The sequence below is a fragment of the Nocardia sp. NBC_01730 genome (genome assembly GCF_035920445.1).
GTDB lineage: Bacteria > Actinomycetota > Actinomycetes > Mycobacteriales > Mycobacteriaceae > Nocardia.
This window is the reverse complement of record NZ_CP109162.1, coordinates 1,970,700-1,997,029: the sequence shown is the minus strand read 5'-3', so window position 1 is coordinate 1,997,029 and position 26,330 is coordinate 1,970,700. Positions and strand designations below refer to the sequence as shown.

Here is a 26,330-nt window from a genome sequence, read left to right as displayed (position 1 = left end):
CCTGGCAGCCGCATTCGGTGCCGAGGCTGGACCGGATCGTCGGCGCGGATCTTCTTGCTGCCATGGAGTATGCGATTTTCTTGCGTCGCAAGGAGATCGAGGCGATCACGGCGAACCCGGATGCGGCGACGGTGGAGAACACCCTGGCGCCGCTGGCGCGTTCCGGCGAGTTGCTCGGCAAGGTGTACCAGGTGTTCGCGGTGCTGGCCTCTTCGCACAACCGACCCGATATCGAGGCGATCGCGCCGCGGATGGCCGAACTTCGGTCCCGGCACCGCAGCGAAGTCCGCACCGATCAGAAGCTGTTCGACCGGGTCGTCGACCTGAGCTTGCGCATGGCACAAGCGGAATTGGAGTTGGGCAAGGAGGATTCGGCGTATCTGGAGCGGCTGTTGACCGATTTCGTCCGTGCCGGCATGACACGGACCGTCGAGGTGCGCGAGCGCTTGGTCGAGATCGATGTCGAATTGTCGAAGCTGTATTCCGAGTCGAGCGCGGTGCTGCTCAGCGATGTGGAATGGGCGCTGGGCGGGTACCGGGCCCAGGAGCTGTCCGGGGCAGCCGAGGCAGCAGCTCGGCTGGATGCCTGGGGTGCGCAGTTGGACGACATGGTGCCCGGCAGCGGTGACGGGGTGGGCGTGGCCGTGCTCGACCCCGCAGGCAGCAGCCCGTTCTGGCTGGTGCGCCGCGTCGCCGACGACGGCTCCGTGCGCATCGAATACCGCACCCCGGGCGCGAAAGCACTCCGGCCCGACTTCGTGCCCCCGGCCCAGGACCACCCGATCTCGGCGGTATTCCTGGACAGACACGGCCGCCCGACGGTGGTTGCGGGATCCGAGGGCGAGTACGGACTGCGTTCCGACGAAGAGGATTTCGCGATTCACCGGGCTGCCGAGGCAATGCCCGAGCCCGGCATCGGTGACGGCAGCGCACCCGGTGGATGGCGGCGGCTGCTCCGAAACCTGTCTGCAACCGCACTGCACGGCGATCCCGGACACCGCAACGACTGTGCCCACGTGACCCTGTCGGGGCTGGAAAAGGCCACCGGAATCGAGCTGGCGAACCGGCGGGCCCTGGGCCGCGCCGGTTCGGCGGGCGCCTCGGGCGGACAGATCAATGCGGCCCTGGGCTTCCCACCGCCCGGCTTCGAGAGCCGGGTCGCCGTGATCGCCGCGCTGGCCGGGCGGAAAGCCGGTGCGGCGGCAGCCATGTTCGAGGTCTACGACGAGACCGGCATGGGCCATGCGGTCCTGCTGGTGCACCGAGGCGGCGGCCGCGTGGTCGTTGTTCAGGAGGGGTGGCCGGACACCGACTTCGACACCTGGGCCGCGGATCGCCCGGAACCGACCCAGCTGTGGGCGGTGGTGGCCGAGAAGCGTCGGATCGTGCCGGACCTGGGCGATCCGAAGTCGCAGCTGCCCGACGACCGGTACTTCGGTCGGGACCGCCGGACACCGGAAGACCCCGATCACGAACAGGATCCGGAACAGCCTGTTCCGGAACCGGCCGGTGGTTCGGTGCAGTCGAATGCGTCCGCTGTGCCCGAATCGATTCCCGGCGGCGATGAGGGTTCCGCCGTGTACCGGCGTCCGAGAACCGCGGCGGGCCGAACCGACTTCGACCTGCGGCTGTACCGGGTCTCGCCCGCCTACCGGCGGCGGGCTCAGCTGCTGTGGGAGCAGTCGCAGCTGTTCGCGGCTGCGCAGCAGGACCAGGGCCGGATCGAGGATTTCGGCCGGATCGACGCGTCTGTGCTGGGCCGGTCGCGGTTCACCGCGGCCGATATCTTCCAGGTCGCCCGGCAGATGCATGAAAAGTGGCGCAGTCCCCGGCGGTTGACTGCCGCGGAGCGGAAGGTCGATCCGCGAACCGGTGCGGTGCTCCAGTTCGAGGAGCGCTTCAAATCAACCGTGGATCCGGACTGGATTGCCGCACACGGCACCGACCAGGTCGATCTCGCCAATACCGAGTTCTGGGATCTGCCCGCGGACTACCAATGGGAGAACCTGGCCACTGCCGAAGCAGCGCTGCGGGTCGCGGCTCAGCTGATCGCCGACGGCGAACTGCACCAACGGAATACGGTGGCACAGCGGCGGCTGATCCGGGAGTACATCAGCGACGAGGTGCACCAGGCCTGGATGGAGCGCAACGCCCGCAAGCTGAAAATCACCGACCGCCTGGCAGATCCCGAGGCGGAGCGGGCTCGGCAGCGCGAACGCGACGGACAGTTCCTGCCCTATGTCGACAGTGGCCTGGGCGCGCTCAGCGAGCCGGAACGCGACAAGGACCGGTACGCCGCCGAGCTGGCTGTCCACCAGCTGCTGCCGCCGGCCCGGGTGCGGCTGGGGGAGGTCATGGGTGCTCCGGCCGGGGTCGCCGAGGGGATCGTCGAGGGATCTACGCTGCCCCGGACGGACAGCGGTGCGCTCCCGTTCCTGGTGCACGACCGCACTCCCGGCCCGCACGATGCCCAGCCGAGCGGACTGGGTCCGGTGTGGCTGTCGCACGAAGACCCCGGCCACCGCAACGACTGCGCGCAGGTGACCCTGGCGGGCCTGGAAGACGTCACCATGACCCAGCTGGTGGACTGGGTAGCCCTGGGCGAGGCCGGACCAGAGGGCACCTCGGGTGGCCGGATCAACGCGGCGCTGCCCGCCGAGCCGACGGAATTCGCGGACCGGGCCGAGGTGGTCGCCCGGCTGGCCGACCGCGAACCCGGTGCTGCGGCGGCGATGTTCGAGATGTACGGCGATTCCGGTATGGGCCATGCGGTGTTGCTGGTGCACCGCGGCGGCGGTCGGGTGGTGGTCGTCCGACCAGGCCTGCCGGACATCGACTTCGACACCTGGGACGCGGATCCGGATCGTCCGGATTCACCCGCGGTCTGGGCCGTTGTGGTCGAGAACGGCCGAATCGTACGCAAGGTGGACGACGAGACTCGACGGCTGTTGCCCGACGACCGCACCTTCGGCCGGGACCTGGAGCCGGAGGAGGCGGCAGCACGCGCGGCAAACGACGAACGCGACCGGGAGCTGGTAGCCGAATTCAGATCTGGAAATACGGCTGTGTTCGCGGAATTGTACAGCAGACATGTCCGGAGAATTCGCGGGATGCTGCGTCGGCGTGTCAATGCCGACGAGGATTCGGAGAATGTCGAGGACTTGGTTGCTGAAAGCTTCTCGGCGATGTACGAAATGTTGGCCGCCAGCACTGAGGTGCAAAACTTCGGCGGATATCTGACGGCGACGGCAGAAAGTGTGGTCGCTAAATTCTATGGTCGCGCCAAAACGCAACGGCTCGTCGACGACAGCGATGTGCTGGATCGAATGGCGAACGAGGTGGCTTCCAGGCAGTCTGCGGAGAACGACCCGAATTTGGCGAATACGGTGGTCGGACATGCGTTGGCCGGATTGCCGGATCGGACGCAGATGGTGCTGCGTCTGGCCGACATCGAAGGGTATTCGCCCGAAGAGTTGGCGGCAATGCTCGGGAATCCGGACGATGCCGCGCACGCGGCGCAGATGATCGACGATGCCCGTGATCAGTTGCGGTCGGCGATTATTCGGTCGCAGTTGCAGGGCGCGACACTGTCGGAAGTATTGACGGCCGGCGGTGAGTCGCTGCGGGATCTGCTCGCGGTAAGCGGGCGGTGGGCGGAGGTGTTCCCCGGGGTTGCCGCGGAAGTTGCCATTCTGCGGGCGGTCAAACAGCTGCGCCTGAACGAGATTCAGGAATTCCTGTCGGATCTGCATCCGATTCGACAGGAGTACCTGTTGCGGTGGCTGCTGGGGCAGCCTGCAGCCGATATTTCCGCGGTGATGAACATCCCGGAGAAGACGATCCGAGCGCAGTTGCACGAACTGATCAGACAATTGACCGGTCGGCTTGTCGATGCGGATGTGGTGGCTCGGCGGCAACGTTCGATGACTCGGCGGCGCAAGTTGACGGCAGGCGCCTCTTTGCTTTTGCTGGAAGCGGTGTATGCGCAGGAGCAGGATCTCGTGACGCCACTGTTGGCGGATCTCTCCGAGGAAGACCGGGAAAACTGCACCCGATACCTCGACCAGGGAAAGACCATGACGGCAATCGCGGCCGAACGGGGAATTTCCCGCGATGATGTCCGGCGAACGCTGAAAAACGTTCTGGTCGCTGTCGCTCCGGTGCTTTCGGAGGAGGTGCGGGAACGGTATGTCGGAAACGGCACGCTGCGGCGGATGGGCATACCGGACGTGGTGTTGCGAGCCGGGGTGAGTAAGACCACCGCCAACCGGGTGCTCGGCGACGCGGCCCAGGCGGGATCGGACAATGATGCGCGAGTGCGGACCGCTGCGGATGAGATCGGCTTCCGGCGGCTGCGCGAGGGGATGCGCTCGGCGGTCACCATCGATGGCGGCCCGGCGGACTCGCCGATCCCGAGGGTGCAGCCGGCGCAGGATGGCTCTCCGTACGGCAAGAAGCTGCGCCGAATCCGTCGAATGGATCGGTCCGAACTGCGCCGGTTGATCAAGAAACTGCCGAGGAAGCGCAGAGAAGCCGCCCAGTTGCTGTTTCTGATGGATCTGCCTGCCTCGGTGGTGGCGATTGTGCTTGAGCAAGAACCCGAAGCGATCCATAGGATGAGGAATCGAATCACCGACTCTCTCGAAATTTTGTCGAGAGGTGGTGTGGAGCTCAGCCCGGCTCGGGCTGCGGCAATCCTGCGAAAAATCATGATTCACGAGCCGCAGGTGGTGCAACAGCATCTTTCCGAACTGCCCAATCAGTCGAAAAATCTCGTCGAACTCCACTTCGCGCAGGGGCGGAGCCCGAGCGAAAAGAAAGTCGAGCATTCGCTGAATCGGATAGCGCAGGAATTGACCAGCCGGATGCCTTCGGCGCTGATCAAAAACTATCTGCGTGGTGGCGCTTCCGATGGAGCTGCGTTGATGCTGGTCGAAGCTGTGATCAGATACGACAAGGTCGAATTGGAGCGGCTGCGACTGGAACTTTCTCCGCTGCAGCAGAAGTGCTTCGACTTGTACCTGGGTCGGAATCTGAGCCTTGCGGAATTGGCGGACGAAACCGGCAACCCGGATATCAAGAACACACTGTACCGGATGGCCCAGGTTTTGATGCGCAATCTTCCCGCCGAACTCGTGCAGCGGTATCTGAGCAACGGTCCACTGCACCGCGTCACATTGGAGGATGTGGCCGCTGCCGCCGGCGTGAGCAAGGCACAGGCGTGGAAAGGCCTGCACGGGGGGACGGTAGATCCGCAGACTGAGGAACGGATCAAGCGGGAGGCAGCACGGCTCGGTTGGCGGCCGGATCGGCAGGGGGTTGTGCTGGACAACCCAGAGGGGCAATCGTCTGTCCCTGCGGTTCGGCACGGTGGAACTGCCGAACAGTCGCGGCGCGGGAGGGCATTCCGGATCATCCAGGAATCGGATCCGGAGCAGCGCGAGGCGGGAATCCGACTGCTGGATTCGGAGTTCCGGGAGGCAGCCGCACTGCTGTGCGTGGAAATGGCCACCATCGGTCACACTGCGGAGCGACTCGGTATCCCCCGGGATCAGGTCCGCGATATGCGGGGCACCATTGTGCCGCTGCTTTCCACCTGGCTTTCGACTGGCGTGATGATGACCGGGAGCGAAGCTTGGGTGCTGCTGGAAGCGATCCAGTCCAAGTCGGATGTGGTGACGATCCATCGAGATGTGCTCTCCTCGCTGGAGCAGAAGCACGCCGACCTGTACCTGCAGCAAGGAAAATCAGCCGATGAAGTTGCCGAAACACTGGGTGTTAAAAGGAAGCTCGTTCCGTTGACGATGCGTCGGCTTTCGCTGACTCTTGTTGCGGAATTACCGGCCGATCTGGTGCAGCGTTATCTGGCGCGCGGTCCACTGCGCCGGGTGACCAAGGCGCATGTGGCCAAGGCTGCCAGGGTGACGGTGTCTGTGTTGGACAGCATCTTGGCTGGGAAGGGCCGGACGAAGCCGGGACGAACGGCTCGGGTGAATGCCGAGATCGAGCGGCTGGGCTGGCGTGCAGGTCGGCCGGACATAGTCGTCGAGACCGCGAATGGCATAGGACCGGCCAGTTCCTTGGGCATGATCGCCGATGGCCTCGGATTGCCCGCCGGGGTCATGGCGGCGGAAATCGTCGGTGAAGATCCGACCGCCGCGCTGCTGCCCGAAGAGCAGGTACTGATAACGGATGGCACGCGTCCCGGACAGGTGTACGACATCACCCACGGGCGCGCTTGCGCCCGCCGCGCGTTGAACAAGCTCGGTGTCCCGGACACGCCTGTTCTGCGGCGCGGGAAAGGTGCGACCGGGATGCCGATCTGGCCGACCGGTACGACCGGGAGTATCACCCACACCCGCGGCGCGGACGGCAGATACGCCTTGGCAGTGGCGGCTTCGACCGACCGGATCCGTTCGATCGGCGTAGACGCCGAAGGAAATCGAGCGAGGGGGGCGGAAGGACTCGCCCTCCGCGCGGAAAAGCAATGGCTGGCCACCATGGGGACTCGGGACGACATCCAATGGTCCCAAGTGATGTTCTCGGCCAAGGAGTGTGTGTTCAAGGCCTGGTTCCCGCTGACCGAGCGGTCTCTCGGCTTCGAGGACACACGTATCACCATCGACCCGGACACCCGCACCTTCGCCGCGGAGCTACTGGTCGACGACTGCTCGACGGTGGACGGCGGCCCGCCGTTGCCGCGGATCCTGCACGGCCGGTTCGTGGTCCGCGACGGCGTGGTGCTGACCAGCGTCGTGATCGAGCGCGAAACCACGGACGACCCCGATACCCACGAGGCGGTGTTCACCGTCGATGAGTCCGGCGATGGTGATCGTCCATGGCGACAACCAGCTGAGAGCAGTGCGCGGGTCCGGCGCAATGACAACCAGACCGTCGCGCCCGTCGCCCGGACCGACGCGCCGTGGATCCCGCCAGCGGATCTGCTGCCGACGGCCGAGTCGGCCTCGATTCCCGACCCCGTGCAACCGTGGGTGCCGCACGACGATCCGGGGCACGTCAACGACTGTGCCGAGGTGGCGTTGGGCCGGTTGGTGCGTGATCACGGGTGGACGGATCTGGTGGACCTGTCGGAGTTGGGGCCGGTCGGCCCGAACGGTGTCTCCGGTGCCCGGATCACCGCAGCGCTGCATGATGTCCGTCCGGGTGGATTCGATGATCGTGCCGCGCTTGCCCGGGCGGTGCTCGATGCTGGGGATGGCGCCACCGCGTTGTTGTTGGAGGAGTACGACGGTTCCGCGATGGGGCATGTGGTGGTGTTGGAGAACCGCGGCGGCCGGGTGGTGGTTTTGGACGGGGCGGATGACGAGGGCACCGATTTCGCGCAGTGGGATCTGGATCATGTTGAGCCCAGCCGCGTTTGGGGTGCGGTGGCACTCGAAGGCGAGCTGGTGGCCATCGGTGATCAGGGTCGACGGTTGCCGATGGAGGTGATGTTCGGGCGCAGCCCGAACGAAGACGAGCTCGATGCGTTGGTGCGAGCGGCGCAGCGCGACCCGGCGGCGTTCGACGCGTTGTGGCATCACCTGCTCCCCGAGCTGACTGGCCGTGTCGAGGAGGTCGCACCGGATACCGGGGTGGCGGCGGAAATCCATGCCGAGATTCGTGCATGGATACGCGCTGTCGTCTTGACAGCGCCGGATGGACCCAGGGTCGGAGACTGGTTCCGCTCGAGGTACTGGGACACTCTGGCCGAGCGCCTCCAGCCGCATCGGGAGGCGCGGTTCCGGAATTCGCTCCTGGAAGATGTCTTCGACGAGCGGGAACGGGCGGCATTGTCGGCGGTGACCGACCGGGAATTCCATGCTGCGGTCGGTCTGCTCGACGAGATCCCGCGGACCGTGCTGACCAGGCTGCACGGCGTCGGGGCTCGGTCGATCGAGGAGCTTGCTGCCGAGTTCGGCCTGACCGCGTTGGAAGTGCGCCGAATCCAGCGGTCGGGGGTCCGGGCAATGGCTGTCGTCCTCGGGGCGTCGCTCGCTCCGCTGCCGGACGGCGTCGACAGTCATCTGATGCAGCGGTGGGCCGATGCGGCGTTGCCGGACGACTTGCCTGCTTTCGAAGTCGGCGCGGGACGGATGTCCGGACCCGAGGCGCTGGCGTTGGTGCGCAGGCTGTGGGATCGCGATCCCGACGAGGTGCGCGCAGCCATGTCGGTGTGGCTGGACGCGGAACAACGCGATCTGTTCACCCACTATCTGGACGAGGGGATGACCGAAGAGCTCCTCGAGGTGAAAAAGTGGAGTCCAGGTGCATGGACTCCGGGGGGGATGCAGCATGCGGTGGCCTTCTACGCAATCCGGGTGGTGCGGGCTTTGCCACCGAGCAAGGTCAAGGACTACATGCGCGGAGACGACCCGTGGGCCGACACCGCGACCACCGCCCACCGCGGCGACGCGGGTAGTCCGGATACGGCAGGCAGGGCAAGGCTCGAGCCGCTGGAACTGATGGTGACCGACCCACCTGCGGCCATGGCGCTGTTCCAGGGGGACGGAACCTGGCAGCCGCATTCGGTGCCGAGGCTGGACCGGATCGTCGGCGCGGATCTTCTTGCTGCCATGGAGTATGCGATTTTCTTGCGTCGCAAGGAGATCGAGGCGATCACGGCGAACCCGGATGCGGCGACGGTGGAGAACACCCTGGCGCCGCTGGCGCGTTCCGGCGAGTTGCTCGGCAAGGTGTACCAGGTGTTCGCGGTGCTGGCCTCTTCGCACAACCGACCCGATATCGAGGCGATCGCGCCGCGGATGGCCGAACTTCGGTCCCGGCACCGCAGCGAAGTCCGCACCGATCAGAAGCTGTTCGACCGGGTCGTCGACCTGAGCTTGCGCATGGCACAAGCGGAATTGGAGTTGGGCAAGGAGGATTCGGCGTATCTGGAGCGGCTGTTGACCGATTTCGTCCGTGCCGGCATGACACGGACCGTCGAGGTGCGCGAGCGCTTGGTCGAGATCGATGTCGAATTGTCGAAGCTGTATTCCGAGTACAAAAACAACCAGATCGCCGTGGGCAAGACCGGCGGGCTATGGACCGCCGATGTCGCCGAGCTGGACGGCCTGTCACCCGAACAGATCGACGCTGCCGCCGTTGCGGCCGGCGACCTCGGCGGGTATCTGTTGACATTCGAGGGGATCTCCAGCGGTCACCTCCAATCCGTGATGCTCAACCTGAACGATCGGGAGATGCGCCGCAAGCTGCACCAGGCGGCAACAGCTCGGGCTGTCGGCGGGAAACACGACAATATCCGACCGCTGGTGCAGATAGCCCGATTGCGCGCGGAGCGGGCCGAGCTTTTGGGGTACCGGCACCATTTGGATTACGCGACAGCGGTGCAGCCGTTCGGTCCGGAAACGATCGAGAACATTTTGGCCGACATTCTCCCCGTCGCCGAAGCCAAAGTCCGGGAAGAGGTAACGTGCCTGGCCGAAGAGATCCGAGTGGACCGGCTGGAGTCGTGGGATTGGCGATACGCCCGGGAACTGGTCAATGATCGTGATCTCGACATCGATTCCGAGGAACTGCGACCCTACCTCGAATTGAACAATGTGCGCGGCGGTGCGTTCCTGGCCATGGACAAACTGTTCGGACTGCGGTTCGAGGAACGACCAGACTTGCCTCGATACCACAAAGATGCCACGGTGTACGAGGTTTTCGACGCTGAGGGAACCTCGGTCGGCATTGTGCTGTTCGACCCGTACGCACGGGACGTGAAGAACGGCGGCGAGTGGACCGATGTGGTGCGCGCCAAGTTCGCTCCGGGCGACCAGACCCCGATCATCGCCTGCAATCTCAACCTGAAAAAACCGGACTCGGGACCGATGCTGTTGCAGTGGATCAATGTCAAGGGCCTGTTCCACGAGTTCGGCCATGTCGTCAATTTCCTGCTCGGCACCGGGACCCTGGCGCGCGCCGATCGCCAGATGTCGTTCGGATGGGGTGAATTCCCCGGCCAGCTGTTCGAGATCTTCCGGTTGCACCCCGATGTGCTGAAGCATTATGCGGTCCACTACGACGCGGTCCACCCCGAAACCGGCGAGCCTTTGCCCTTGCCGCGCGCGAAACTCGACCGGCTGGAAGAGTGGACGAGGGCGAACCAGGGGATGCGCACTCTGGAGCGACTGTATTCCGCCCACCTCGACCTGGCGTGGAGCAAACTGGCCGTTACCGACATACCCGACGGCGAAGACCTGCCCGCAGCGGTGAAGCAGTTCGAGCGCGAGGCCATGGCTGCTGCCGGACTGGACCAGCCACTACTGCAGGACTCCTTCACCTCGCAGTGGTTCGGGCACATCTTCTCCGAGTTGGGCAGCTTCGGGTCCTACTCGGGTCTGTACTGGTCCTATCTGGTGACCGAAGTGGTCAGCCGCAATGTCGCCGAACAGGTCGAGCAGATGATCGCCGACAACGGCGGCCGGCTCACCCGGGAGCTCGGCGACTGGCTGCGCGAGAATGTCTATGTCCACGAAGAATTCGACTTGCCCCAGGCACTGGAAAACCTGGTCGGCCCGAATCCCAGTGTGCGCGCGTTCTTCAAAGCCCACGGCTTGATCCCGCTGAACTCAACCACCGGGGCTTCCAACCCGACTACGTCGCCGGAAGTCGAAATTTCTTCCCCTGAGCCCATTGCCACCGACACCGCCCCCGAATTTCCCGTCGACCTGAACGCCGTCGACGCCGGAGCCATCCAGCAGGCGATGACCAATGGTCGGATCACCTCCGCCGACCTGGTCGCGGAGTACAAACGGCGCATCCAGGCCCTGAGCGAGGAAGGCCCCCAGCTCAACGCCGTCCTGGCGCTGAACCCGAATGCCGCACGCGAAGCTGCCCAGTTGGACGCCGAGCGCCGCGCGGGCAATATCCGCGGTCCGCTGCATGGCATTCCGGTGTTGATCAAGGCCAATATCGATGTGGCAGGCATGCCCACTACGGCCGGTTCCCAGGCACTGGCGGAATCCTTCCCGGTCGGTGATGCCGAACTGGTGGCGAACCTGCGCGCGGCCGGGGTGGTGATCCTCGGCACGGCGAATATGACCGAGTTCGCCAATACCATGGATGGCAGCATGCCTGCCGGTTACAGCTCGCTCGGGGGGCAGACGCGCAACCCGTACAACCTGAAGCTGACACCGGGCGGTTCCAGTTCCGGCCCGGGGGTGGCGCCGGCCGCCGGGTTGGTCGCGATGGCGGTCGGCACCGAGACCAGTGGCTCCATCATCACCCCCGCGATCCTGAATATGCTGGTCGGATTGAAGCCGACCCACGGGCTGGTGAGCACAGCCGGGATGATGACGTCCGCTACCCATGACACTGCCGGTCCGATAGCCCGCTCGGTGGCAGACGCGGCGGCGCTGCTGAGGGCAATGGTCGGTCCGGACAGCCCGGATTACCTGGCAGGCCTGTCCGCAGATGCCCTGCGGGGCAAGCGGATCGGTGTGGTGGCGAATACCGCGACCGGGACCAGGCGCAGAGCGTTCGACCAAGCCTTGGAGGTGTTGCGGCAACAGGGCGCCAAGATTGTCGAATTGGCTCCGTTCGCCGTCGAGAAAACGCTGCCTACCGGATGGTACGACTTCATGATCGGCACCAACGAATACCTGGATGGGCTGCCTGCGGATGCTCCGGTCAAGTCGGTGGACGACCTCGAGCGCTACTACGAGCAGCATCCGCCGAAATACGGATACGCCGACCTGGCCGATGCCAATGCCATGGACCTGAACGACCCGGCGACGAAGGGGGAGTACCAGGCCAACCTCGCCGAGCGCCAAGACGTTTCCCGGAGAGTCTTGGAAGCTCAACTCGCCGAACACAACCTGGACGCGATGGTATTCCTCGACGGCGCGGACTGGATGATCAGCAACAAGGCCGGCTTCCCCCGCCTGGCCCTGCCCATCGGATACGACCCGAAGACCACGCAGCCATATGGCATGACTCTGGTGGGCCGCCCGTTCAGCGAAGCCTCACTGCTGGCCTACGGCCACGCCTACGAGCAGGCCGCGCAGGTGTGGCACTCGCCGTTCGAACTGAATCCCACCCTGCCGGAGGCGCCGCCCGAAACCGATGTGCCGCAGGCGGCAACTTTGGCGGACATGGCTTCGCCGCAGGCTGCGGATACCGATGGCACCTTCGAATACGCCCGCAAGGACCAGCTGGCGGGGATCGACGCCTGCGCCCCGCCGGTGGCCGACTTCATCAATGAGTGGGTTGACGAGGTGTCGCTATATGGGCCGATGGTCTCTGCCTCGATGCTGATGCAGGTGCGGGATCTGGCTGCGGCTCGAAACGTGCGTGCGGAGCACTACGCCCGGGCCGTGGGTGGCGACTGGTCCACCGAGTACCCCGACCTGGCCGCGGCGATCGCCGATGTGCGGGACAACGGCGGTGCCATCGCCGCGGTGATGAGCTTCGCCGACCAGGGCCACCACGCCTTCGGTGTCAAGTGCATCCGCCGCAACGGCAAGAACGTGGTGGTGGTCCGCGAAGTCGATGCCGAGGGCGTGGTCCGCGAGTACACCGGCGACAAGAAGATCGCCGACTGGCTGGCAAGCCACGCCGCGGACGATATCCGGACCGTGCCGGCCATTCGCTTCGACCGGTACGCAACCCCGAAAATCGCGTTCCGCGAAGGAGATCGAGCCGCCTACCGTCTGGCCGGCCCGGACGGGATCATCACGGGGATGCCGGAGGAGGAAGCCACGACCGGGCCCGACAATGCGCCCGATTCATCCCCGTCGGAGGCGGTATACGACGGCGACGAATTCGTCGGCCAGGTCGAGGATCGGGCGGGTGATGTCGACGCGGTGACGATCGGATCGGCCGCGCCCGGGGACGGTGCCGATTTCAGCCGGACTTTCATTCTGGCTTCAGCAGTTGTACATCAACAGTCGGGCGAGAAATGGTCGCATCTGCTCCGGGACAAACCGGGTCGCTTCCACGAGGAGTACTGGAACCGGCTTGTGGAATCCGGGGACCCGGGGTTGTTCGTGGCGCGTTCTGCGGATGGTCGGGTCATCGGGTTCGCGCATGCCCTCGCCGGTGTCGAGGGCAATGAGATCGACGCGCTTTATGTGTCGCAGGGGTGGCAAGGTCGGGGGATCGGATCCCGGTTGTTGTCCGCGGCGTCGGCCTATCTCGGGCAGGATGACATCACGGTCCGGGTGCCATTGGGAACCGCGGCGATGCGGCTGTTCGGGCGGCGCGGATTTGTGTCGGACGGGTCGATGCCCGAATTGTCTTCGGAGCTTGCGCCCTACGGAATCTCGTTGCCGGAGTGCGTCCTGCGCCGGTCGAGTGCGGTAGCGGCCCGAGCGGCGGCGGTAGCGGCGGATCCGGGCCTGACCGACCTGCTGTCCGGGGAACTCACCGATACTGTGCTCGACCGGCTCGAGGCGCTCAACAACCTGTGGGATGAAGGCCAGCTGAGCCTGGAATCGACCTTGTATCTGGACAGGGTCTATTGGAGCTGCGCGATTCTCGCCGGACAGCGCCGGCCAGAACTTATGCTCGGCGCTCAGGAATGGGCCGGTTACCTGGCGGCTCGATGGGCGGCCGACCGTGCTGGTGCGGTTTTGAGGATTCCGTTCATCCGGCGACTGCATACGCTGCTGCTGCGCTGGGCCGCACCGGATCGAGCCGGAAAAGTGGACACCCGCCCGTCGGAGCAGCGATGGACTCCGATGAGTCTGCCCGGTATCAGCCCGGCGGCCATATTCGATGGACACCCGGATCTGGAATACCGGTCAGAGCTGGTCGACTCGATCGGGCGGGACGTGATCGGCTACTCGGTCAATGGAACTGGGCTGATCAACAGCGAGCTGGAAAAGATCTGCGACTGGTACAACCGGACGACCGGCGCGCCCGGCTTCGATCCATTCGAAGTGGCGGCCGAGCTGGCGCGCCGAATCTTCTCGCTGCACCCGATGAACCCCGGTTACGACCAGCGAGATCCTGCCGGGCGCAATGCCAATCACCTCCTGGCCCGGGTGTTGATGAATTGGGCGCTGCGAAACGAAGGGCTAGAGCCCAGTGCAATAGAAGATTTCGAAGAGTGCGTGCTGATTCCGCATTCCGATTGGGTGCGGCGGGTGGGCGATGGTAGCGCACGCTACCGCAGGTGGCAGCAGGCTCTGTTGAATTCGCTGCCGTTCGATCCGGTGCAGCTGTACGAATTGCAGGGCCAAGCGCGTGAGTTCTTCCGAGCGGTCGCGGATCCGGAGGAACTGGTCGAACCGGACCTGCCGCCGGAGCGTTCGCGCTACCGGCGGCTGTACTCCCGGACGGCGATTCCGCCGGAGGCAAAGTCGGTGCCGATCGTCTCGGTGGACAATCCAACAGATCTGCACAGACTGGTGGACCGGGCCGAATGGGTGCTGCTGCCATTCAATGGCGTCGTTTGCGATCTCTTTTCCACCGCGGCGGCGCAGACGGTGGCCGACGAGATGCGCGCAGCGGTTACCGATGCCGGTGTCGAATCGGCGCCGGAGCTCACCGCACTATCGGACCCCTACCGGTTGCTTGCCGCCGTGCGGCGGCTGTACCCGGCCGCGGAGGCCAGAGTGGAGACAGTGCTATCCGGGGAGGAAATGCGGGCCGCCGGCCGGATCGCGGAAAATCAGGCTGCGCGGGAGCTGATGGAAACCTTGCGCGAGCGGGGTATTCGGGTCATCGTGGTCGGCGATGCCTCCACCGCGGTGATCCGTGCTTTCCTGGCGGGCCACGACCCGCGCCGTCGGGAAGGTGCGGAGATCCTGGCGATCGGGCGTGACGACGAATGGAACCGGCCCGAGCAGCACCCGATCCGGGAAGCGTTGCGGGTGCTCGGTGATCCGAGACGCGACAGGCTGCTCCTGGTCGGCGGAGTGGCCGACATGCGGATGGCCGCGACTTTCGGTCTCGGCGCGGTCGGGTTGGCCTCATCGGACTCGCCCGCGGCGATCGAGGAGCTGGCCGAACAGCGGCCGGAAGCGATCGTCACCGGGCTGAATCACCTCACCGTGCAGGCCGGCCGGCCGCTGCCCAAACCGTCGGCGCCGACCGCTTCGGTTCCCTTGCGTCCGGTATTGGACTACGTGGGAGTCGCGCCGGGCGGTGGAGTTATGCTGAATTGGGAGACTTCGATCAAACTGATCCGCGATGCCGTCCGCAACGGACTGCACCTGGCGGGTTTCAACAACGACATCCACATTCTGGGCGACTCCATCGTCCGGATACCCAAGGATGTCGAATCGGTGGACCCCGTGTATTTCGATGAGCACTTCATCTTGAACTATTTGAAATCGTATGGGGTGAAACGGATTCCGCAGGAATTGCGGAAAATTCCGGTCGATGAACTGCGGATGGCCGGTATTCGACGTCGGGACGGGACTATTCCTACCCAGCCGGTTCTCATCTTGCGTTGCGCTCCGGGGAAAGTGCCTTCTCCGGCAGAATGGGAGCGTTTTCAGAAGCGGATTGTCGAAAGCGCGGTCGAACTGCTGCGACAGCTGCAGCGATTGCCGATCCAACCGCTGCTGAACGAGCTCGTCGAGCTCTATCCGGACTACCCGGCGGACAGAGACATGGCCGGGTTGATGGATTTCATCATCGACCGCTCGATGGAGCAGTACCGGAAACTGATGCAGGACTCGGAGATGCGCCGCCGCTTCGAACTGCTGGGCTCCCCGGAACCGGTGTTCGAGCGGCTGCGGGAACTGGCCAGGAAGGCATTCCCGGAACAGTGGCAGCTGATTCTGCGCGACCTCAAACGCGAGAACATTCTGATCGATCCGGAAACCGGCAAGGTCGTCGCGTTCCTGGATGTCGGGTTGGCCGCGCTGTACACCTGGTCTTACGAGATGGCGGTGCTCGATCACCGGGAAAACGGCAGCTACGTCGCGCAGCACCATGCCGGGCCGAACATGATGCTGTTCCGAATGTTCCTGGAGGTCGACCGGCTCATCAACGACACCGGCCGCGGCACCCTGCAAGTGGACACCCTGGTGGCGCTGCGGCACTTCCTCGGTGAGCCCATCGACGACGTCGCCGAAAAGCACCGGGCGGCCTTCTCGCACGCCGATGACGAGCCCGAACGTGCCGAGCCCGGCGACGCTCCGAGTCCGGCCGAGCCGGTCGGCGCTCCGAGCCCGCCCATGGTCGTCCGCGACAAACGTCCCTCCGATCGACTGCCCGTAATGCACGTGTGGTCCCGGCTGGCCGTTGATCAATTGCCGGTCAGCGAAATCGAAGCGGCCTACGGCGGTGAGCGCACCCAATTACTGAGCAATGTGGGCGTGGCCGCCGCGGAACTGTACGAGTGGGGCGAGGAACTGGACCGGCGGCAACCAGGTTCCGGCGACGGCGTGTCGGCGGTGGTGTGCGTAACGCCGCTGGAGGGCACGAGGAACGACGGATTCGGTTACCGCAGCCTGCTGGTACGGCGGGTCGACTCGGACGGCTCGGCGCGGATCGAACAGTGGTCGAGCGGCGGCCGGATGACCGACGATTTTCTGCCGACTCCGGACATGATGTTCAGGCTGGCGGCCGTGTCGTTCAGGGATAAGCAGGCCCGCGCGGTGCACCGCCTGGATGATTACGGCATAGCGTTACTGCGCGCCGACGCGGAAGATTTCCGGGTGATCGAGCCGGTGGTATTCGGCGGATGCGCCCCGGTGGCGGTCGATTTGGTGTTCGATTTCCTCGAAAGCGTGCGCCCGCGCTGGCGCAGGCAGAGCCGGCCGCCGCTGCCGGCCTGGGCCGGGCTGGAAGGGGTGACCGAGGAAGAATACGCCAGCACGTTGGGCGGGGAATGGAGTCCGCGACGGGACCGGCTGGTGACACTGGCGAAGGTCATCGAACATGTGCGGTCGCACGGCGGCGCCGTCGCAGGCGCGATGAGTTTCGGAGGTACCGGCGCGCACGCCTTCGCGGTGGCCAAGTTCGGCGACGAGGTGGTGATCCGAGAAGAAGTCAACGGCTCGGTGCGGGAATGGCGAACTCCGGACGAGATCGACGAGTGGTGGGCCGAGCGCGAGGCACTCGGGGTGACGACCGTTTCCACCATCGTCTTCAAGGCCGACGGTAAACCGAAATACCGCTACCGAAAAGGCCGTAACCGGGCCACGATCATCGCCCGCCGCGCGGCCCCGGAAGGCCCGATGCGTGGCCTGCCGCCGCAGGGACCACGAGCCGGACCCGATCCGGAGCCGACGGAAGGCGAGGCAGTCGGCGAACCGGCGATCACCTTCGAGCAGGTCGATATCCTGCGCGCGCAAACGCATGCGCAACAGCCGGATCATCGGGACGGTCCGGACGGGCTGTGGCTGCTGCCGGATCCGCGTCCCGAGTACTCCGGTGCGAAGGTGCTTGTTGTTCGGCAGGTCGGAGACATCGATCTCGATGCCGAAATACCCGAGATCGTCAGTGCCGCAATGAAGGTCGTCCCGACAACGGCTACCGAAGGTGGGAACCTCGACCGTACTCAGGCCTCGGGCGGCACCGGGCAGATCGGTGCTCGCATGCCGCGAACTCTGTACACGGGCGGCGATCTCTTCGTTCAGGAACACTTCCCGGGACCACCGCTGACGGTCGCCGACTTCGTCGGCGCGGACATGTCGTTTCGCGAGGAAGCCGCCGACGAGTTGTTCGACCGGCTTGTCCCGGCCGACGCGCCGCCCCCAGCGTCGTCGACGATGACACGTGCCGAGTGGGAGCAGCGCGTTCGCTATTCACTGCGCATCAGTGAGGCGGACATCGCAAGTCTCGGACCGGGATTCGGATTGCTCGAGCTGCCTCAACTGTTCAAGGTGTTCCCACAGCGGCACCCGGCCGGCGATGAGGATCATGCCGTACACCTGCACGGGGCAGCGTCCCTCGGCAACCTGATCCGGACGCCGGACGGTGAGCTGGCACTATCGGGCTGGGAATTCCCCGAAGCCGGGCCGCTGGAGTGGACCTACGCCACACTCATAGTCCGCAACCCCTGGCCGCCCGAGGTGCGGTGGCAGGTGCACGATTGGTGTTTCCGTCGCATCAGGCGGCTGCACGGCGAGGCCGCGCTGGCGGACTTCGATCGCTATCTCCGGCTCGAGGCGCGCATCGCGGCCATTGAGCAGGCTTTCCAGTCGCCGCGGGCGGTCACCGACAGCACCGTCCGGCCCGTCGATCTACTGCATGCGTTCCGGGAGAACCTCGAGATAGTCCGCCGTGCCGCTCTGCTCGATCGGATGCTCGATCCGACATTCCAGCACCTGCTCGACAAGTTCTCGGCGCTCAGCGCGCAGGGGTGGCTGTCCGGACAGGATCGGGTCGAGGTCGCGCCTCGGCTCGATGAGCCGCTGGCACCGAGTCTCACGGTTTCGGTTCGTGCGCTGCTGGAGAATCCGGAAACCGGCCAACGGCGGTTGCTCGGATTGAACAGCAGCGAGCTGTGGTATTCCCATCCGCACCGGCTGGAAGTGACCCATGCCCGCTACGAACCCGTCGACTCGGACGGTGATGTGGTGTCACGCCTGCGCATGCGTGCCGTCGTGATGATCGGCCGGGCCGAGTTCGGCGATGTGGACCTGCATTTCGACCTCGGCACCAACGGGACCGTCACCGCTTATGTCGATCCAGGCCCGACCGTCGAGTTCGTGCCGGAGTACCTGCGTGTTCGTGGCGGCACGGATCGGGGCTCATTCCTCGACCTGGTGCGCCACTTCGTGCGCGGGGTGGGCGCGGATGTGCTGCGGATGCGGATCGGTGATGACCCGCCGGACGATATGCTGCACGATCGCAACCAGCTACTGCGCGCAGGCCTGGCGCCGAGCGTGGACTCAGCGCAGTGGCTGAGCGAACCATGTTCTTCCGTGCCGGCCGCAGTGGCGCCCGTGCCATCGCGGCTGGATCGACGTCTCACCCATGACCAGGTGCTTCGGGTGATGGAGCGGGTGGGCGTTACCGAACCGGACGAGTACGAAAACCAGTGCGGTGTCTGGCATCTGCCGCTCTGGCCCGGAATGGGCACGGCTGCCGGTCCAAAGGTGACGGTCCGGGTGTATCTCCCCGACGCGAAGCGGCTGAACTTCGACCTGGACGAGCTGGCGGCGTCGGCAGACGAGGTCTCGAACAGGTTCCACGAGGTCGGGGTGCACGGCCCGCGGCTGCTCTTCGACTCCGAGTCGTCTGAGCGGGATTTTCCGACGCGGGTAACGATTCACCAGTTCGTCCCAGGAGAGGAGTTCGGGCCGGAGGAAGGGTGGGAGCGCACGACGGAAGATGTCTTCCCGGAGCTGTATCGGCTGCACATGCTGCCCGTCGATACGGCTATGACGCAACGCTCCTGGGACTCGACGCAACGGAAACGACTCCGCGGACTGGAGCATGCCGACCTCGACCACCGGCTGGATGCGCTGACCGGAGGGATACCGCTGTCCGCCACATGGATGCCGGTGAACGACGATGCGACGACGACGGGGAGTCCGATGGGGTTCACCCACGGCAACCCGATCCGTCGCAAGATGCGCCGCGGTGCCGACGGTCGCATCGGATTCACCGATGCGAAGTCCGCGCAATTTGCTCCGATCGCCTGGGATTGGGCCCGGTACTATCTCGGGAACGACTGGCGCGACAACACCGAGCGAGGTGAATTCGGAGTCCAGGCCGACGCAGGCGCCGAAGCAGAACCAGCGGTCATCGGCCGTGCCGAGCCCGACCCGGCGGTCCTTGTCGAAAAGAGGATCAAGGCCATGCTGGAGGAGCATTTCGGGCCGGGCGCGGTCACCGACTTCGACCGGTATGTGGTGCTGGAGGCACGAAAGTCGATCTGCGGCGACGCGTATCGACTGCCCAAGAAGATCGCTGCGGAGATGGTGTCCGTCGAGGATGTCCTGCCCGCCTTCTACCGCAATATCGTCCGTGTGTGCAAGGCCGCTGACCCGCGCTTGGATCCACCCTTCACAGAGGAAGAGGTTGGGCGCCTGCTGGAGGAGTGGGCAGAGCGCGAGCTGGAGTCGTATATGCCGGGTGCGTCCCCTGCCACGGCACTTGCCGCCGAAGTTCGTGCCGAGCTCGACGCGGTAGGGTCCCCGTCTCATTGGGTCAAGCGACTGTTCACTTACTACCGACGTTCTGGCACTCAGGTGGGCCCTCAGGAGATACCGACCATGTTGGCGGCCCCACAGCGCTGGGACGGGCCGCTGCGGTTGGAACCGGTTCGCATGCGAGGCGAGACTCCGAGCGAGTCGGGTTCCGGCGTTGTGGCCCGGATCCACGTCGACACCATCGTCATGGCCGGTACGCGCGAATACGACGATGCTCAGCTCATTTTCGAGCTGCACGACTCCGGCCGCATCACCGCCATCTGTCATTCGGCCGATGTATTTACGCCGATCGATCACCCCGCACTCGACTTTGCCCGCGACGCGGGTGCCGACGAGCTCCGGCTGGAGGTTTTCGACGGGCCGGGAGCTGCCCGAGCCGGATTCGGCTGGGACGAGGACTACCTCGAGGAAATCCGGCGTGCCGTCAACGTCGTGCTGAGCGCGCTCGAGCATCGCGATTCGCCGGTGCTCGAGCGCGTAACACAGTTTCGGCGACGGCTGCGCGAGGGTGATGTCCCGACACCACGGGAGTTGCTTGACGCCGGCGTAGATCTCGATGACGTTGCCGCCCATCTCGCTGATCCCGCTTCGTGGTGGGGACGCATCGAGGTTGCCGCCGCGACCGACGCGGGGGGCGCCGTATGGAGCAATTTCAAACTGCCGCAGGTGGAACAGCCCGATGACGCGCCGCCCGCACCGGCATCGCTGCCGGTCGACATCGAGAGCGAGGGCAGCGGCATCCTGGATGATCCGAGGGCCGTCGCCAGGCTGGTTCTGCGCGCCGCGCTCCGGCCTCCCCGGGTAGGAAACAACAAAATGGCGTGGTTCGACTGGGTGCGGTTCGATCCGGAGGACCGAAGCATTCAGGTGGTCGTATCCCGGTTGCTGCCGTCGACCGCCGTGGCGAAGGATCTGACCCGCAATCCCAGTCGGGCCGACGGAGTCTTCCGCTGGTTCCGTCGACTCCCGTTCGACGCGGCCGACGCCGAGCACCATGCCAGGGAGGCAGGGGTCAAGGTCCCGGCGGAGTTGTACAAGTGGGGCCCCTACCAGATGAAACGGTATGTAGACGGGCGCACCCCGAAACCGACCGACTCGGACTGGGAGGCCGTACTGGACCAGATGTTCGAACTGAAGCGCCGACTGCTGGAACGGCCGCTGCCCCCGGACCTGCAAAAGCGGACGGTCACCGAGCATTTCCACCTGTACCTGGACTTCCAGCGGCGCAATTACAGCATTCGCGCACCCTGGCTGGATTCCCTTTTCCAGCTCGCGCCGCACCAGGCTTGGTCGCCGGACACCGACGACCAGTGCTGGCGACCCAGCCTCAACCACAACGACATGACCTTCGACAATGTCATCGTCAACGATATCGACGGCACGGTCACCTTGATCGACTGGGACAATGCCGCGATCACCCACCCGCTATGGGATTACGTGACCATGCTCTGGACACCCTGGGCACCGGATCGGGCCGAGGCCGTCGAAAACAAGACCCGCAGCGAGGTTCGCAGTCTTTTCGGAGCCCGTGGCGAGGCGGAGTTGGACCGGCTGCTGACCATGGCATGTCTCGACTCGCTCTACGCCGACTCCAGGAACTTTGTCGAGCAGATCGCATGGGATCCCGATAAGACCGAGACCTTGGTCGGGCGGTTCTATTCCGATTATCGACGGCTGTGCCGCCTACGCGGCTGGGAACCGAAGTCGCTGTGGGCGGTTCGCGGTGAGATGATGTATGCGGTTAACATGATGCGCGTGGCTCGGGGGGCGGAACCGCTACCGGAGGAACCTCTGGTGGTAGAGGATACTGAGCCCTTCGCCGCCACAAGCCCGGAGTTGGTGCTGCCCGCTGCCGAGCTGCCCGGTGACGACGAGCTGCTCTCCGTCGTGACCGGTCTACTGGATCAGCAGTATGGCCCGCGCGGCTACACCCTGATACCGACCGCCGCGCGGTACACCGATGACACCGGAAACCGGTGTCTGACCGTGTCGGCCACGATCGTCCACGACGGCCCGTGGGGCCTCGGGGAACCGGGCGACATGCGGTTTCATGTCCACCGCGACGGGGATGGTCACCTCACCGTGACGTTCGACCATCTCTTCGTCCATAAACGGTTCGAGGACGGCTATTTCGCGCAGCACTTCGTGCCGCGGCTGCGCGGTCTCGTCGGCGCGGGCGGGCGGGTCATCATGCCCATCCATGACCGGATCGGCTTTCACGTCGCGGCGCTGCATGGCCTGCGGCTGGATCCGGATCCGGAGCATCTGGCCGAATCGCGGGAAAGCACTGTGCAACTGCTGAACGCACAGGGCCTCCAGGTTGTCGCCGACCCGATGCTCGACCGGTTCGACCGGCCGGCCGAGGCACGGCCCACCTTCACCGAGATGGCGGCGTATTTCGAGGTCTCGCGGGACGATTGGCCTGATGAGCGCCGGTGGTGGGGTGTGCTGGACGGTGTGTCCGCGGATACCGACGAGGCGAGCGCTGCGGCTGCGGAAACCCAGCCGGCTCCCACGACAGGTCTTCGGCGCAGACGCCGGGCTGCGCAGCAAGATACCGATACCGCCGATCCCGCGTTGACCGATCTCGAGATCGAATTTTTCGCCACCCTGGTCCGCGACCGGGCCCGGTTCGTCGGAAACCACCATGGGGTCTGGTTCATCACGATGCCGAACGGCCGCAAGTTCGTCATCCGGGTTCCGACCGACACACTGAATCCCAATTTCGATCCCCGGATCGACCTGGTCTTCGGGGAACCGGCAGCAGTATCGCTGTGCCAGAAAGCCGGGATCCGGGTGCCGAAGCTGCACCACGTCGGTGCGCGAGATGCCTACCCGGAGAGCTTCCTGATCCACGAGCATCTGGATGGCAGCCATCCGACCCCGGACGAACCGTGGCAGCCCAACGCCGAGGCATTGTTCGCTGAACTCGATCTGCTGCACGCGCTGCACGCGGAGGAATGGGATGACGCCGGGCAATCGCTGCCCACCACCCGGGTCGAGTGGGAGCAACGGTTGGTGCGCGAGGTGGCGCGTATCCGCCTCGAATACGACCGGAAACACCGCAACGACCCGGACGACTGGAACGACCGGCTCCATGGTGAGCTGGGCATGCCGGGCCTGCACGAGGTTTTCACCGTGGAGCCCGAGTCTCCCGACGATGTGCAACTCGGTGTCCTGCACGGTGATCCGGCCTTCGACAACATGCTGCGTAATGGGGAACAGACCGCGCTCATCGATCTGGAGTTGTCCCAGCCGGGTTCGCCGGTATGGGATTACGTCGCGTTCGCCGCACGCAACTCGTGGCCCAGCGCCGAGGTCCGGGCCGAGGTGGAGGAATGGTGCCGGAAGCGGCTGCACCGGTACTTCGGCGAGAAAGCTGCCAAAGACTTCGACCGGTATCTGGTACTGGAGGCATGGAAATCCGCCGCGGGCGACAGTTTCCGGTTGCCACTACGGGTTGCCGCCGGTCAGATGTCGCTCGAGAAGGCAGCGGAACCGTTGCACCGCAACCTCACTCGCGTATTCGAGAAAATGGGACAAACCGGGCCGAGTCTTTCGGAGGTGACCGATCACCTCGACCGGTGGGTGCGTCGGCTTGCGCGACGGCGTGATCAAGCGCAGGCGTCCGACGAGCCGGTTGCGACGCAGCAGACTGCGGCGGAGCCGGTTGCAGGTGCGGTGCCCGCGACCGAAACACGCAGGCTGCCACAGCTCCGCGAGCAGCTGCAGGCCGGCAGACACGCCGATGCGGGTGAGCACCTGCGGGACGACGCGGTTGCCGCCATGCGTCGCGGCGACTGGACCGCCCGGCTGGAACCTATCGCGGCACAGTATGAGCAGCCCGGCGAGACGGACGTGGACATCGTGAGCCGCATCCGGATGCGCACCGTGCTGATGGACGGTCCCCGCGAATACGGTGAGGTGTCGGTTCTCTTCGAACTCGATCGGGCAGGACGGATCACCGCCCGTCCGGAGCCCACCGCCGACCTCGACCGGCTCGCCGGTGAATACGGCGGCCCGTACCTGCTCGGAACGGCTGAGGAGCTCGCCCACCGGTTGGGCGCCGACGCGCTCACGATCAAGGTCACCGACCAGGAAAGTGTGCAGGCGACGAAGCGTGGATACGGCTGGGATACCGAGCCGGGCAGATTGGCCGAATCCACCGCCTCCCTGCAGGCCGCCATGCGTTCCAGGGCACCCGTCGGCACGATGCCGACGGATGAGCCGGTGCCGCTCCCTGTCACTCCGCAAGAGGTGCGCCGGCAGACCGGACCAGGCGTTCTGCCTTCCATTCGGTGGTGGGCGAGTAAGGAGCTGACCGATGCCACCGTGCCGCTGACCCCGGAACATCGTACGGCTACCCGCCAGCTACGCGATGAGGAACTTCCCGACGCCGCCGAGGCAGCGGGGGACGGCGGTATGACGCCCGAGCAGGTGGCCCAGATAGCGGTGACGATTCTGATGGAGCCGGCCCATGCCCGGGGGCACTACACACATGTCTGGTGCGTCGCCGACGCCCAGGGAAAGATGTGGAAGGTGCGACTCATCGTGGCTGATCCCGGCGACAAAGACTTGGCCGCCAACCCCACTCATCCGAAACTTCTCATTGGTGACCGGGCTTTCCATCGCATCGACCTGGCCGAGGACCGGGCTGAGGAGCTAGCCCGTCGCAGCGGCGTTGACGTACCGGAGACGGTGGCCAAATGGGGCGCTCGTGGGGAAGGTCGTGGCGCCAGTTCGATCCGTGAGATGGGGCCGGGCCGCATACCCACGACCGATGCGGCGGACCGGCGGGACACCCTGCGCGGTCTGTTGCAGCAGCTGCGCCGGTTGCAGGCGGTTGAGCTTCCCGACGATCTCGCGGTGCGTACCGTGGCCGAACACGAGCAGCTGTATCGGAGCATGCAGCGAATCAAGTTCGAACAGCGGCACCAAATCCTGGACGCGCTGCGGATTCCGATGCCGAACGAGATATCCGTGCCGGGTGACACCACCTGGGAGGCCGGCCCGGGCCTGAGCCATGGCAATGCGACCTTCCGCAACCTGTGGGTCCGGCCCGACGGTGCAGTGGCACTGGACAACTGGAACCTCGCCGGGATCCGGCACAAGCTCTGGGACTATGTGACTGTCTTCTGGACCCCATGGGAGGCAGCGAATCTCGAGGAGATGATGGCCATTGTCCGCGAGGTGACGACCATGGTCGAGCGCGAAATTCGCGACCAATACGGGGAACCTGGAGTAGCGGAGTTCCGCCGGCTGCGCGCGATGGCTTGCCTCGACTCCCTGTACAGCGACTCCAACACCTTCGTGCAGAAGATCCGAATCAACCCCCGACAAGCGGATGCCCTGACCCGCCGCTTCTATTCCGACTACCTGACGCTGTGGAAATATGCCGACGCGGCCGGGCTGTGGCCGGAACGCGGGTCGCGACCCCTGCGCTATGAGCAGGTCCGCGACCTCCTGCAGCACGCCGCCAATCCGAGCCTGACCCGGCCCGCCCTGCTCGACACCGATCTCGACACGGTCGGGCCCGCGGAGTCGGCTCGGCAGGTCGCCGCGACGGCGGGTCCGGACCTGTCCGCGGTTCCGTCGATACCGGATCTGCTAGCCGAACACCTCGGCGAGGACGAGCTTCTGCCGAGATTGTCCGGACTGCAGCAGCAGTTCGGCCCCGGTCTCGAGCTCGTGCTCAACCGTGTCGAGTACCTGCGCGTCGGCCCCCGAGAATTCGTATCCGGAGTGCGGATCCGCGGCGTGTTCGTCACCCGGCACGATAGCCAGGCCGAGGTGGGCGACCTGGACCTGAGCATCGAGTGGGACGAAAACGACCGACTCACCGCCCGATTCGACAATCTCTGGATCGAGCCGTGGCACAACCACACCGGATGCAGCAGTGATGTTGTTCCGGCACTTCGGGATTACCTGCGCAGGTCCGGGGTGAAGCAGTTCGGTGTGACGGTCCGGGGCCGACGCGGGGCAGCGGCCGCGATCCACCACGGGCTCGACTGGGACTACGCGGCCGACCCGCGCCGCCTGGCCGAATGCATGCGGGCGTTGAGCCTCCGCATCCGCGCCCACCTCACGGTCAATCCGAACCCGGAGGTCACGACGGCGCTGCAACAGCTACTCGGCGAACTCGAGTCCCCAACGAACGGACGCTATCCGACCCCCGCCGACATAGCCCGCCACATGCCGCCGGGGTTGAACGCGGCCAACTTCTTCGACGGGTTTCACTGGCAGGCCCGCGCGGCTGTGTGA

Annotated in this window: 1 protein-coding gene (only partly in view); it reads left to right on the top strand. The window is 65.4% G+C overall.

Translation table 11 applies throughout. From position 1 onward, the window contains the following. Positions 1-26,330: the 3' end of a GNAT family N-acetyltransferase gene (locus tag OHB12_RS08035; RefSeq protein ID WP_327117624.1), read on the top strand. The gene continues 71,020 nt to the left of window position 1, outside the view; only the last 26,330 of its 97,350 coding nucleotides appear in the window; its start codon lies beyond the left edge, outside the window; its stop codon occupies positions 26,328-26,330.